The organism is Streptomyces cylindrosporus, from assembly GCF_022698165.1.
Taxonomy (GTDB): Bacteria; Actinomycetota; Actinomycetes; order Streptomycetales; family Streptomycetaceae; genus Streptomyces; species Streptomyces cylindrosporus.
Genome location: NZ_JALDAY010000015.1, coordinates 99,138 through 112,344 on the forward strand (window position 1 = coordinate 99,138; position 13,207 = coordinate 112,344).

At 72.1% G+C, this 13,207-nt stretch carries 12 protein-coding genes; 6 read left to right on the forward strand and 6 right to left on the reverse strand.

The features are described from left to right. Positions 1-24: 24 nt before the first annotated feature. The 3 genes from MQP27_RS40765 (at position 25) to fxsA (ending at position 3,659) form a co-directional block, all read left to right on the forward strand. The gene (locus MQP27_RS40765; RefSeq protein ID WP_242775091.1) at positions 25-1,626 is read left to right on the forward strand and encodes an amidohydrolase; all 1,602 of its coding nucleotides are present in this window, start codon (positions 25-27) and stop codon (positions 1,624-1,626) included. Positions 1,627-2,192: 566 nt separating this feature from the next. Then, positions 2,193-2,993: a polyprenol monophosphomannose synthase gene (locus tag MQP27_RS40770; protein WP_242775094.1), complete on the forward strand. Its 801-nt coding sequence runs from the start codon at positions 2,193-2,195 to the stop codon at positions 2,991-2,993. Positions 2,994-3,098: 105 nt separating this feature from the next. After that, positions 3,099-3,659, forward strand: a complete 561-nt coding sequence (fxsA, locus tag MQP27_RS40775; protein WP_242775097.1) for an FxsA family membrane protein — start codon at positions 3,099-3,101, stop codon at positions 3,657-3,659. 105 nt (positions 3,660-3,764) lie between these two features. On the opposite strand, the gene MQP27_RS40780 is transcribed toward fxsA, so the two are convergent. The 4 genes from MQP27_RS40780 to yczE all read right to left on the reverse strand — a co-directional run bounded on the left by MQP27_RS40780 (position 3,765) and on the right by yczE (position 7,223). Continuing rightward, positions 3,765-4,139, reverse strand: a complete 375-nt coding sequence (locus tag MQP27_RS40780) for an RNA polymerase-binding protein RbpA (RefSeq protein WP_010046329.1) — start codon at positions 4,137-4,139, stop codon at positions 3,765-3,767. A 255-nt stretch (positions 4,140-4,394) separates the two neighbouring features. After that, a complete protein-coding gene (locus MQP27_RS40785) occupies positions 4,395-5,738 on the reverse strand; it encodes an MFS transporter (RefSeq protein ID WP_242775099.1) in 1,344 nt (447 codons plus the stop codon). A gap of 58 nt (positions 5,739-5,796) precedes the next feature. Further along, positions 5,797-6,573, reverse strand: coding sequence for a glycerophosphodiester phosphodiesterase family protein (locus MQP27_RS40790; protein ID WP_242775101.1), 777 nt, complete (start codon positions 6,571-6,573; stop codon positions 5,797-5,799). Beyond that, entirely contained in the window at positions 6,570-7,223 is a 654-nt protein-coding gene (gene yczE / locus MQP27_RS40795; protein ID WP_242775103.1) for a membrane protein YczE, read from the reverse strand. Before yczE ends, MQP27_RS40790 begins: the two co-directional genes overlap by 4 nt. A gap of 99 nt (positions 7,224-7,322) precedes the next feature. Between yczE and MQP27_RS40800 the strand changes: the two genes are divergently transcribed. Further along, positions 7,323-8,822 (forward strand): SCO1417 family PLP biosynthesis transcription factor, encoded by a 1,500-nt coding sequence (locus MQP27_RS40800; protein ID WP_242775105.1) that lies wholly within the window; start codon positions 7,323-7,325, stop codon positions 8,820-8,822. A gap of 16 nt (positions 8,823-8,838) precedes the next feature. On the opposite strand, the gene MQP27_RS40805 is transcribed toward MQP27_RS40800, so the two are convergent. Further along, entirely contained in the window at positions 8,839-10,416 is a 1,578-nt protein-coding gene (locus MQP27_RS40805; RefSeq protein WP_242775107.1) for an FtsK/SpoIIIE domain-containing protein, read from the reverse strand. A 40-nt stretch (positions 10,417-10,456) separates the two neighbouring features. After that, positions 10,457-10,651 (reverse strand): hypothetical protein, encoded by a 195-nt coding sequence (locus tag MQP27_RS40810; RefSeq protein WP_037742059.1) that lies wholly within the window; start codon positions 10,649-10,651, stop codon positions 10,457-10,459. A 261-nt stretch (positions 10,652-10,912) separates the two neighbouring features. On the opposite strand from MQP27_RS40810, the gene MQP27_RS40815 reads away from it, so the two are divergent. Both MQP27_RS40815 and MQP27_RS40820 read left to right on the forward strand, forming a co-directional pair. Then, entirely contained in the window at positions 10,913-11,305 is a 393-nt protein-coding gene (locus tag MQP27_RS40815; protein WP_242775109.1) for an ankyrin repeat domain-containing protein, read from the forward strand. A 301-nt stretch (positions 11,306-11,606) separates the two neighbouring features. Continuing rightward, positions 11,607-13,025: a HEAT repeat domain-containing protein gene (locus MQP27_RS40820; protein WP_242775112.1), complete on the forward strand. Its 1,419-nt coding sequence runs from the start codon at positions 11,607-11,609 to the stop codon at positions 13,023-13,025. Positions 13,026-13,207 lie beyond the last annotated feature (182 nt).

The following is a 13,207-nucleotide window of genomic DNA, read 5'->3' on the forward strand; positions in this document are numbered from 1 at the left end:
CGGTGAGGCGCGAGACTGGTCCCCATGAGTGAGCGCGCCCCCGAGCCCAAGACCGTCCTGCTGCGTCGCGGTGAGGTCCACAGTCCCGCCGATCCCTTCGCGACCGCGATGGTCGTCGAGCGCGGGCAGGTGGCCTGGGTCGGATCCGAGGGGGCCGCCGACGCCTTCGCGGACGGGGTCGACGAGGTGGTCGACCTCGACGGCGCCCTGGTCACACCGGCGTTCACCGACGCCCATGTGCACACCACGGCCACCGGCCTCGCCCTCACCGGCCTCGACCTGTCCGACGCGCCGTCCCTGGAGGCGGCACTCGCTCTCGTACGGGACTTCGCCGCCGGTCGTCCCGATGACCGGGTCCTGCTCGGCCACGGGTGGGACGCGGCCCGCTGGCCGGGCGGCCGGCCCCCGACGCGTGCCGAGCTGGACGCGGCCACCGGCGGGCGCCCCCTGTATCTGAGCCGTATCGACGTCCACTCGGCGGTCGTCACCACGGCCCTGCTCGACCTCGCCCCCGGCCTCGGCACCGTCGACGGTCCGCTCACCGCCGACGCCCATCACGCCGTCCGCGCCGCCGCGTTCGCAGCCGTAACCCCCGAGCAGCGCACCGCGGCCCAGCGCGCCGCCCTCGCCCGCGCCGCCTCCCTAGGCATCGGCTCGGTCCACGAGTGCGCCGGGCCGGACATCTCCTCCGAGGACGACTTCACCGGCCTGCTGCGGCTCGCGGCCGAGGAACCGGGGCCGCGGGTCGTCGGGTACTGGGCGGAACAGGACGTCGAGAAGGCCCGGGAACTCGGCGCGGCCGGCGCCGCCGGGGATCTGTTCGTCGACGGCTCCCTCGGCTCGCACACCGCCTGTCTGCACCAGCCGTACACCGACGCCGGCCACACCGGCACCGCCTACCTGGACGCCACCGCCGTCGCCGCACACGTGGTCGCCTGCACCGAGGCCGGACTACAGGCGGGCTTCCACGCCATCGGCGACGCGGCCGTCACCGCCGTCGTCGAGGGCGTGCGCGCCGCCGCCGAGAAGGTCGGGCTCGCCCGGATCCGCGCCGCCCGGCACCGCGTCGAGCACGCCGAGATGCTCACCCCGGAGGCGATCGCCGCCTTCGCCGAGCTGGGCCTGACCGCGTCCGTCCAGCCCGCCTTCGACGCGCTGTGGGGCGGCGAGGAGGGCATGTACGCGCGGCGCCTCGGCGTGGAGCGGGCGCGGTCCCTGAACCCCTTCGCGGCCCTGCTGCGCGCCGGTGTCCCCCTCGCGTTCGGCTCCGACAGCCCGGTCACGCCCCTCGACCCGTGGGGCACGGTCCGCGCCGCCGCCTTCCACCGCACCCCCGAGCACCGGGTCTCCGTCCGCGCCGGCTTCACCGCCCACACCCGCGGGGGCTGGCGGGCGGTCGGGCGCGACGACGCGGGCGTCCTGGTGCCGGGCGCGCCCGCCGACTACACCGTGTGGCGCACCGACGAACTCGTGGTCCAGGCCCCCGACGACCGGGTCGCCCGCTGGTCCACCGATCCCCGCTCCGGCACCCCGGGACTGCCCGACCTGACACCGGGCCACGACCTGCCGGTCTGTCTGCGCACCGTCGTGGGCGGCCGGACGGTGTTCGTACGGCCGGGCGAGTGATCTACCGGGGTGGCGCGCCGCGGATCGGCGGCCGCCGCCCTGTCGCGCGACCTGCGCATCCTCCGCGCTGACCAGGCCTTTGAGGACAGAAGCGCAGGTCAAACAGCTGTTGACAGGCGGCGGCAGGGGGCCGGTAGGTTCGGCCGAGTCCACCACCGGACGCCCGACCGGGGAACCTCCGCGCACTCGCCCGCGGCACCGCTGGGTCAGGGACGGTGTGCCGCACCGGGGCACCGCCACTGGGAGCCAGGCTCAGCGCCCGTGCCGCAGCGAGGGAACGTTCCGGCCGGTCGGGGAGGTGTGACCCGGGTGGGGCCCGGGCTCAGTAGACAACGGCTTCAGGTCGACCCGCAGCCAGCGGGTCCCAGGTCGGCCCGAAGGGCGCCGGGCCCCCATCCGCCGCGGACACGCATGACGGTACGCCGACCGGTCGGCACGCAAACGGGCCGAATCCGGGCTCTTACCCCGCTCTTGTGGAATCGACACCACCATACGAACCTTCTGTCACGTCATCGCAGGCGGCGGCCATTATGGTGGACGTCTGCGTACGGACAGAAGGGGCAGCAGTGAACGACGGCGACGGTACCCTCGCGGCACAGGACCGGGGGAAGTTCGGCCCGCTCGGCACGGCCTTGGTGATCATTCCGACCTACAACGAGGCGGAGAACATCAAGTCCATCGTCGGCCGGGTGCGCAAGGCCGTCCCCGAGGCGCACGTCCTCGTGGCCGACGACAACAGCCCCGACGGCACCGGCAAGCTCGCCGACGAGCTGGCCGTCGAGGACGACCAGGTCCAGGTGCTGCACCGCAAGGGCAAGGAGGGCCTCGGCGCCGCCTACCTCGCGGGCTTCCGCTGGGGCCTGGAGCACGGCTACGGCGTGCTGGTCGAGATGGACGCCGACGGCTCCCACCAGCCCGAGGAGCTGCCCCGGCTGCTCACCGCGCTCAAGACCGCCGACCTGGTGCTCGGCTCCCGCTGGGTGCCCGGCGGCCGGGTGGTGAACTGGCCCAGGTCCCGCGAGATGATCTCCCGCGGCGGCAGCCTCTACTCCCGCCTCGCCCTCGACCTCCCGCTGCGCGACATCACCGGCGGCTACCGCGCCTTCCGCCGCGAGACCCTCGAGGGCCTCGGCCTGGACGAGGTCGCCTCCCAGGGCTACTGCTTCCAGGTCGACCTCGCCCGCCGCGCGGTCAAGGCCGGCTACCACGTCGTCGAGGTGCCCATCACCTTCGTCGAGCGCGAGCTGGGCGACTCCAAGATGAGCCGCGACATCCTCGTCGAGGCCCTGTGGCGGGTCACCGCATGGGGCGCCACGGAGCGGGCCGCCAAGGTCGGCAAGGTGCTCGGCCGCGGCAAGAAGGCCTGACGACGGGCGCCACGGCCACCGGGCATCAGGTTCTCGTACGGCTTCACAGGCCCCGTTGATCGTTCCCTTATCCCGCCCTGAGCCGGGCCCAGGCACACTGGACGCATGACGACTGGTGCTCCGACCCCCACGTACCCCGCCCGGCCCCGCCGCTCGCGGCTGCGGACCTTCCTGCCGCTGGGCGTGGCCGCCTGGCTGGTGCTGGAGATCTGGCTGCTGACCGTGGTGGCGGGCGCGTCGAGCGGATTCACGGTGTTTCTGCTGCTGCTCGCCGGCTTCGTGCTCGGCGCCGCGGTGATCAAGAAGGCGGGCCGCCGCGCCTTCCAGAACCTGAACGAGGCGCTCCAGCGAGGCACCGCCCCGCAGAGCGGCGGGGGCAACGGGCTGATGATGCTCGGCGGCCTGCTCCTGATGATCCCCGGCCTGATCTCCGACGCGGTGGGGCTGCTCCTGTTGATCCCGCCGGTCCAGAAGGCGCTGGGCCGTCTCACCGAGCGCACGGTCGACCGCAAGCTGCGCGAGGCCGCCCCGGGCAGCTTCGGCGACGCCTTCCAGCAGGTCCGTATCCACCGCCCCGACGGCAAGGTCGTGCAGGGCGAGGTGATCCGGGACGAGACGCCGGGCGGCGACGCCCCGCAGGACCCGCGCCCGCCGCTGACGCGATGACGGCGCCGTAGGGGCCTGGACGCACGACTGCGGGCGGCTACGTGATTTCACGTAGCCGCCCGCAGTCTCTTGCGTGTGTTGTAGTCCGCCCGACCCCGGCAGGGACTAAGCCGACTTGCGGCTGTCCCGCGGATGGATCGCGATGTTCATCGCGCCCGAGCGGAGAACGGCCAGGCGCTCCTCGAGGACCTCTTCGAGCTCCTCGCGGGTGCGCCGTTCCATCAGCATGTCCCAATGCGTACGCGCGGGCTTGGCCTTCTTCTCTTCAGGGCCGTCGCCGTCAACGAGGAGTGCCTGGGCCCCGCAGACCTTGCACTCCCACTCCGGCGGGATCTCCGCCTCGACCGAGAAGGGCATCTCAAAGCGGTGCCCCTTCTCGCATGCGTACTCCACGGCCTGGCGCGGGGCCAGGTCGATGCCGCGGTCCGTCTCGTAGCTGGTCACCACGAGGCGCGTGCCGCGAAGAGCTCGCTCACTCATGAATCGTGCCTCCCGGGCTTGTCGCCCACAGGACAGGTGTCGCTGTCGTCGTCATCCGGTCAACGTCCGGTCGGCGGTAAAGATTCCCGTTCCGGGTCATGCGTCGCCGTCGTAGCCGCCCCTTGTTGTACCCACCAGCGCCCGGTTTGTCACATCTGCTAGCAGATGTCACCCAGCGTTTCGGCATCTTTGACGCGCAGTAACGGTACGCCTGGCAGGCCAAACGCGTACACTACCGCCCTTTCGCGCCGAACGCTAAATCCTCTCGGGAACCGGATTGCCCGCGTCGGAGATCGCCCGCCGCACCGGAACCCGTGCGAGCAGCACGAACCCGATGACGAAGAAGGCGATCAGCGAGATGATCGCGTCCCGATAACTTCCGGTCAGCTGGTAGGTGATCCCGAACAGAAGCGGACCGAGCCAGCTCATACCCCGGTCGCTCATCTCGTACGCCGAGAAGTACTCGGCCTCCTTGCCGGGTGGGACCAGATGCGAGAAGAGGGACCGGGACAGGGCCTGGCTGCCGCCCAGCACCAGGCCGATTCCGGCCGCGAGCACGAAGAACCACATCGGAGCCCCGGCCGGCAGGAAGTACCCGGCCGCCAGCGTCACCGTCCACGCCACCAGCGAGCCGAGGATCGTCCGCTTCGCGCCGTACGTCCGTGCCAGTCGTCCCATCCCCAGGGCGCCGGCGACCGCGAGCACCTGGACCATCAGGACGGCCGTGATCAGCGTGGACTGGCTCAGGCCCAGCTCCTCGGAGCCGTACACCGAGGCCTGGGAGATCACGGTCTGGATGCCGTCGTTGTAGACGAGGTAGGCGAGCAGGAAGGCGAGGGTGAGCGGTTTGCCCCGCATGTCCCGGACGGTGGCCGCCAGCTGCCGCCAGCCGTGCACGGCGGGTGCCGCGGATGTCGCGGCGGTCGTACGGCGGTCGTGCAGTCGCTTCAGCGGTACGAGGGTGAAGGCGCCCCACCACAGGCCCGCCGAGGCCAGACAGATGCGTACGGCCGTGGACTCGGAGACGCCGAAGGAGTCGTGCGCCGTGAACAGGACCAGGTTCACGATCAGCATCGACGAACCGGCCGCGTAGCCGAACGCCCAGCCGCGCGAGGAGACCCGGTCGCGGTCCTCGGGCGGGGCGATCTGCGGCAGGTAGGAGTTGTAGACGACCATCGACACGGCCACGGAGGAGTTGGCGACGATCAGCAGCAGGCCGCCGAGCAGATAGCGGTCCCCGGAGAGGAAGAAGAGGCCGGTCGTGGCCGTCGCGCCCACGTAGGCGCAGGCGGCGAGCAGCGGCTTCTTCCGTCCCGTGCGGTCGGCGGCGGCGCCCACCAGCGGCATCACCAGGATCGAGACGATCACGGACGCGGAGACGCAGTACGCGAAGAACGACCCCGCCCGCACCGGGATCCCCAGCGGATGCACGAACCCGTCCGCGTCCGCCGCCGACTTGGCGACCGAGGTCAGATAGGGGCCGAGGAACACGGTGAGCACGCTCGTCGAGTAGACGGAGCAGGCCCAGTCGTAGAAGTACCAGCCGCGCTGCTCGCGCCGCAGGTCATGGGCTTGTGCCCGCACGGTGTCGGTGCTCACCCGTGCCCTCGCTTCCCCGCCGAAGGTGCCGTGCCAAGGGGGCGGTGGTGCGGAGGTGTCAGGTGTGGGGCACCCAGACGCCGCGGTCCTCCATGACCTTGCGCAACGTGTCGATGTGATCGGTCATGATGCCATCGACTCCCAGGTCCAGGAGCCGGTGCATGCGATCGGGTTCGTTGATGGTCCACACGTGCACCTGCAGACCACGCGCGTGTGCCGTGCGCACGAAACGGTGGTCGACGACCTGGATGCCCGACTGGGCCTCGGGCACCTGGGCGGCGACGGCGGAGGCGCGCAGCGCCGCGGGCATGCCCCAGGAGCGCAGCCGCAGGTTGAGCACGCCCCGGGTGCCGTACGAGGTCGCAAGGCGCGGCCCGGCCAGCCGCTGGGCGCGGACCACGCGTGCTTCGGAGAAGGAGCCGACGCAGATCCGGTCCCAGGCGTTGGTGCGCTCGATCAGGTCCAGGAAGGGGTGGAGCGAGGACTCCGCCTTGAGGTCGACGTTCCAGCGCACCTCGGGAAAGGTCTCCAGCAGCTCCTCGAAGAGCGGCACCGGCTCCTTGCCCGCCACGCGCGCGTGGCTGACGTCCTTCCACGGCAGGTCGGCTATGCGGCCCGCGCCGTCCGTCACCCGGTCGAGGGTCGAGTCGTGGAAGGCGACCAGCTTGCCGTCCGCCGTGGTGTGCACGTCGGTCTCGATGTACCGGTAGCCCGCCTCCACCGCCCGCCGGAACTGCAGCACGGTGTTCTCCAGGCCGTCGGCCGCCCCGCCCCTGTGGGCGAAGGCGATCGGGCCGGGATGGTCGAGGTAGGGGTGGCGTATCCGCGAGGTCACCGTCGCAGTATGGCTCCCCGCGGTTGCCCTTCGGCAACGACCGTGCTGCCGCCGGATGCAGAGGGGACGTCGAACACCCGCAGGAAGAGCTGCGCGAGCGGTCCGATCGACACCGCGTACAGGACGGTGCCGATGCCGACGGTGCCGCCGAGGGCGAACCCCGTCACGACCACGGCCACCTCGACCGCCGTGCGCATCAGCCGGATCGAGCGGCCGGTACGGCGGTGCAGCCCCGTCATCAGCCCGTCGCGCGGGCCCGGGCCGAAGCGGGCGGAGATGTAGAGCCCGGTGGCCACGCCGTTGAGGACGATGCCGGCCAGGAGGAGCGGGACACGCACGGCCAGGGAGTGCACGGCGGGCACGAGGGCGAGCGTGCCGTCCATGGCTATGCCGACCACGAAGACGTTGGAGACCGTGCCGAGCCCCGGGCGCTGGCGCAGCGGGATCCACAGCAGCAACACCGCCGCGCCCACGATGATCGACACGACACCGATGGTGAGGCCGGTGAGCTCGGCGAGGCCCTGGTGCAGCACGTTCCAGGGCTCAAGGCCCAGGCCCGCCTCGACGAGAAGCGCGGAACTCGCGCCGTACAGCGCGAGCCCGGCGTAGAGCTGGATCAGCCGTCGCCCGAGACGGTCCTTCGTGGCCAAGGGATACCCCCTGTGGTCGTAGTGGCCTGCTGCATGTCACCCTGGAATCCGAGTGGAGATGTCATCCATGGCCAATTCGAGGAAGGTGGACTGATTTCCATGGCGCAGTGGACCTCGGCGATGGGTGCCGCTCAGCTCGCCCGGCTGCTCAACTCCCAGCAGGACCGCCCGGCGGGCCCCGGCACGCGCCGCCCGCCGGCCTACCGTTCGCTGGCCGACGGCATCCGTCTGCTGGTCCTGGAGGGCCGTGTCCCGGTGGCCGCCCGGCTGCCCGCCGAACGCGAGCTGGCCCTGGCCCTCTCCGTCAGCCGTACGACGGTGGCAGCGGCCTACGAGGCCCTGCGCACCGAGGGATTCCTGGAGTCCCGGCGCGGCGCCGGCAGCTGGACGGCCGTACCGGCCGGAAACCCGCTGCCCGCGCGCGGCCTGGAACCCCTCCCGCCCGAGGCCCTCGGCTCGATGATCGACCTGGGCTGCGCGGCCCTCCCGGCGCCCGAGCCCTGGCTGACCCGCGCCGTCCAGGGCGCCCTGGAGGAACTCCCGCCGTACGCCCACACGCACGGCGACTATCCCGCCGGCCTCCCCGCCCTGCGCTCGATGATCGCGGACCGCTACACCGCGCGCGGGATCCCCACCATGCCCGAGCAGATCATGGTGACCACCGGTGCCATGGGCGCGATCGACGCCATCTGCCACCTCTTCTCCGGGCGCGGCGAGCGGATCGCCGTCGAGTCGCCGTCGTACGCGAACATCCTCCAGCTGATGCGGGAGGCGGGCGCACGACTCGTCCCCGTGGCGATGGCCGCGGGACTCGCCGGCTGGGACCTGGACCGCTGGCGGCAGGTGCTGCGGGACGCGGCGCCGCGGATCGCGTACGTCGTCGCCGACTTCCACAACCCGACCGGCGCGCTCGCCGACGAGGACCAGCGACGGCAACTCGTGGAGGCGGCGCGCTCGGCGGGGACGGTGCTGGTCGCCGACGAGACGATGAGCGAGCTGTGGCTCGACGAGGGTGTCGAGATGCCGCGGGCGGTGTGCGCGTTCGACCCCGCAGGGTCCACCGTGATCACCGTCGGGTCGGCGAGCAAGGCGTTCTGGGCCGGGATGCGGATCGGCTGGGTACGCGCGGCACCGGACGTGATCCGCAGCCTGGTCGCCGCACGGGCCTATGCCGACCTGGGCACGCCGGTGCTGGAGCAGCTGGCCGTGAACTGGCTGTTCAACACCGGGGGCTGGGAGCAGGCCGTGGCGATTCGACGCGGTCAGGCCCGGGAGAACCGGGACGCGCTGGTCGCGGCGGTGCGACGGGAGCTGCCGGACTGGGAGTTCGAGGTCCCGCGGGGCGGCCTGACGCTGTGGGTGCGGACGGGGGGCCTGTCCGGGTCCCGGCTCGCGGAGGCGGGGGAGCGGGTGGGGGTACGGGTGCCGTCCGGGCCGCGCTTCGGGGTGGACGGCGCCTTCGAGGGGTATGTGCGGCTGCCGTTCACCGTCGGGGGAGCGGTGGCGGAGGAGGCGGCGGTGAGGCTGGCCGCGGCGGCGAAGCTGGTGGAGTCGGGGGCGACGGGGGGCGGGGAGACGCCGAGGACGTTCGTGGCGTAGCCCCACCTCCCTCGATTCACGAACTCTCGACCACGACGGCTTCCGCGGGCACCGGCTCCGCCTCCACGCCCTCCGCGTCGGCCGGCCTGGTCCGCGGCGGCAGCAACGCCAGCACCGCCTGCCGGTCGGCATCGCTCGTCGCGTCGTCGTACGGATCCGGCGTCGACGGCACCTGAAGCCGGTGCACCGGCCCCGTCCCCAACCGCGCGTACCCCCGCCCCGGCGGCACCTGCGCCACCGGTGTCGTGTGCGGCCGCGCGCCCAGCACCGCCTCCAGCTGGACCGGCGTCGCGGGCCCGAGCACGACACGCGCGCGCGTGTGCTGCCGTACCCCGTCGCTCAGCGCGTCCGCGCTGTCGAACTGGTCGGCCACCACCACGGTGACCCCTGCGGCGCGCCCGTGGCGAAGCGGGACCTGGAGGAGGGCCTGCGGATCCTTGCGGCCGTCGGCCGCGGCGAGGTGGGAGAAGGCGCTCGGGCGGTCCAGGAGGATCCACAGCGGGCGCTTGGTGTCGTCCGGGGCGGGGTGGCCCGCCTGGCGGGCGCGGTTGGCCGCGATGAGGCGGCGCTCCGTCTCCGTCGACGCCCACTCCAGGCTCGCCAGCGCCCCGGCCAGCCCGCTCTCGACGGCGAGGACGCCGTCCCGGCCGGTGAGGCAGGCGTACTCGCCGGTGCCGCCGCCGTCGACGATCACGACGTCGCCGTACTGAAGGGCCTGGAGGGCGATGGAGCGGAGGAGGGTCGACGTGCCGCTGCCCGGCTGGCCCATGACCAGGAGGTGCGGCTCCGTGGAGCGGATGCCGGTGCGCCAGACGACCGGCGGGACGTCCCGCCGCTCCTCGCCGTGGGTGAGCGGGAGCGTGCGCTGGACCTGGGAGGCATCGGTGAAGCCGAGGACCGTCTCGCCCGGGGCCGTGACGAAGCGCTGGGCGGCGATGTCGGTGGGCAGCGGGGACAGGACCGTGACGGTGAGCTCGTTGCCCTCCTCGTCCCAGGCGAAGTGGTACTCGCGGCCGCGGCCCGACTTGGCGTGCAGCAGCTGCTCGATCCGCGCCCGCGCCTCCGGTTCGCCGTCCGGGAAGTAGGCGGGGTAGCGGACCAGGAGGTGGGTGATGCGGCCGGACTCGTCGAAGTCGTACGCCGGGAAGGCCTTCTCCCACTCGCCGCCGTGGGCGTAGGCGGGCGCCGGGTCCTCCGGCGTCGAGAAGTACGGGACCAGGGCCTCGTACAGCGACTTGAGGCGCTGCGTCTGCGACTCGTCCGGTCCCTCGGGGGCCGGCGGCCTGCGGTCGCGGCCCTGCCAGGCTGCCGCCGCCATCAGGGCGATGGCGGCGAGCAGCGGGCCGTACGGCACGAGCGCCACGACCAGGACCACCGACGCCACCAGGAACAGCAGCGGCCCGCGCTTGTCCTTGGGTGTCTCGGCCCATCTGCGCCGCCCGGCCGCCGCCAGCCGGCGCAGACCGCGCGTGATCGTGATCAGCGGATGGAGGACGTCGGTGGCGCTGTCGGCCGCCGTCCGGGCCAGCTCCCGGCTCCGGGCGATCTGCGCGCTGCCTGTGCTCAGGATGCGGGGGAGGGGGCGCCGGGCCACTGCTGTCTCCTGAAGGTGCGTACGGACGGGAGGAACGGCGTCAGAACTTGATGCCGCCGAGGAGGCTGGCCAGGCTCTCGCCGCCGGCCTTGATGCTGGGCGCGATCGCCGTGCTCGCCAGGTAGAAGCCGAACAGGGCCGACACCATGGCGTGCGACGCCTTGAGGCCGTCCTTGCGGAAGAAGAGGAAGACGATGATGCCGAGCAGGACCACGCCTGAGATGGACAGGATCATTTGGGATCTCCTGGTTTCGTGGGGACAGTCACCATGAGTACTTCCAGGCTCACAGGATGTATCCATACGATAAAAGGTGCAACTGGGTGAATTTCGGTGGATTTCCCTCGGTTGGCGGAGCCGTTCGGGACCGGTTGAGCAGGGCACTTGCGTCCGGCCGGGTCTGTGGTGATCTTTACCTCCGGCACATCGGGTCATGTGCCGCGCGAGCCAGTACCCTTGCGATTCACCTGAACGGTTGTATGAGAGGCGGTCCGGCCGATGACTGAAGCCCCCGACCCCGAGGTCGTGGAGCTGGCGACCAAGATCTTCGATCTGGCCCGGCAGGGACAGACCGAGGCGCTCGTGGCGTACGTCGACGCGGGTGTTCCGGCCACCCTCACCAACGACCGCGGGGACTCGCTCGTGATGCTCTCCGCGTACCACGGGCACGCGGAGACGGTACGTGCGCTGCTCGCCCGGGGAGCGGAGGCGGGCCGGATCAACGACCGGGGTCAGACCCCGCTCGCCGGGGCCGTCTTCAAGGGCGAGACGGAAGTGATCAAGGCCCTTCTGGAGGGTGGCGCCGACCCCTCCGAGGGCACCCCGTCGGCCGTGGACACGGCCCGGATGTTTGGCAGGACCGAACTGCTCGACTTGTTCGGCGCACACTGATCCGCATGTTCTGACCAGCGAAAACACAGAAAACGGGGGAGGCGGTACAGGGCCGCCGAAATTTCGGTCGCGGCAGGTCGAAGTGCCGAGTCATCATGACGTCGTGATTCACGGACGCGATGGCTGGGCAGGTGTTGCCGCACCGCGCGGGCCGTGATGCGGTCCGCGAGGGCCACTGACGAGAGGCAGAGGAAGATGGTCTACAGCAAGCAGGAAACGGCGGGCGCCCCGACGTGTTGTCACGCGGCCAGGTGAAGCAGGAACCCCGGTTGCGTCGACGCTTGATGTGAGGCTGTTTCCCATGTTCGAATCGGTCATAGCGCCCAGCGGTACGCTGCTCGGCCTCCTCCAGAGGGGCCGCGGCGACGGCACGCTGCACGCGCTCACCGCACCGCGCGCCGAGGCGCTCGCGGCCCTGAACCACTGCGTGCTGCGCGATCCCCGCCACGACTGGCAGGTGGAGAACCGCTCCCTGTACTACGCCCGTCTCTACCTCGACCTGAACGGCGAGCTGGACGAGATCGAGGCACACCTCTTCGACGTCGAGGACGCCTTCGACGACGAGGAGTCACGCACGGGCCTGGCCCTCGCCGTCCTCGGCCACCTCGCCTCCTACGGCAGGCTGGACGCGCTCGCCCTGCTGCGCAGGTACGCCGCCTCCGGCTCCAACTGGGCCTGGGCGCTGGACGAACTGGCGCTGCGCGACGACGACGCCGGGCTGCGCGCCCTCGCGGCGCCCGTGCTGGCCCGGTTCGCCACCGACGCCGAGGGCGAGGCCGAGCTGGCCGCCGCCGTGCGCGACGCCTTCGAACCCCGGCCCTGGCGGCTGTGGGCCGAGGATCCGCGCGAATCGATCGCCACGCGCGTGCGTGCCGCCCAGGAGGCCGGCTGCTTCGACCGCTGGCAACGCCAGATGCGACCAACCGGGCCCCGTCCGGGGTGGAGCGTGCAGGCGGTGTTCGAATGGGCCCAACAGGGCGTCGAACGCGGCGCGGCGCTGCACGTGCCCGCCGCCCGCTGTCTCACCGCCGTCGCCGGGCCCGAGGACCGTCCGGAGATCGTCCGGGCCGCCCTGGACGGCACCGACGGAGCCCGCTGCACCGCCCTGCGCTATCTCGCCGACAGCAATGATCCCGACGCCCTCGACCTGATCGAGGGCGCCGTGACCACCGGGACGCCGCCCGTCGTGGAGGCCGCCGTGGACGCCTTCGAGCGGATGCGCAGCATCGCCGCCGTCGACCGGGCCCGCGGCTGGGCCCACCGCCCCGATCCGCTGGGCGCCGCCGCCGGCCGCATGCTCGCCTGCCGGGGCGGAGCCGAGGACAAGGACCTGGTCCTGGGCGCACTACGCGAAGCCGTACGAGGCGAGGGCCCCGACGCCCCGACCCTGTGGACCCTCGTCGACGGCACCGGCCGGCTCGGCATCGTCTGCGCCGCACCCGTCCTGCGGCACATCTACCGGGAGACCGCCTCCTCCCACCTCCGTGGCCGAGCCGCCCGCGCCCTCGCCGCGACCGACCCCTCCTTCCCCGCCGGCTTCGCCGTCGAATGTCTCTGGGACTGCGAGGAGACCACCCGCGAGATCGCCGCCCGGCACGCCGAGACCGGTGACGCCCGGGTCGTCGAGCAGCTCCGCCGCCTCGCCGCCGATCCGGCCGAGGAGGCCGAGGTGCAGACCGCCGTACGCAGCCGGATCGCACCGGACGGACCCGGTGTCTGAGATCGCTGCCTGATTTCGCTGTCTGATTTCGCTGTCTGAGCCGGCCGCACGTACTTGCCCCGGGGTGCGGCTCGGCCTTCGGGTGAACAGGGGGTGACTCGCGGGTCAGGAGGTCATGGACAGGGCCTGACCTGCTCGGGTGTGCGAAGGAACGCTCACGGGACGTTCATCGTTCGCAAAGA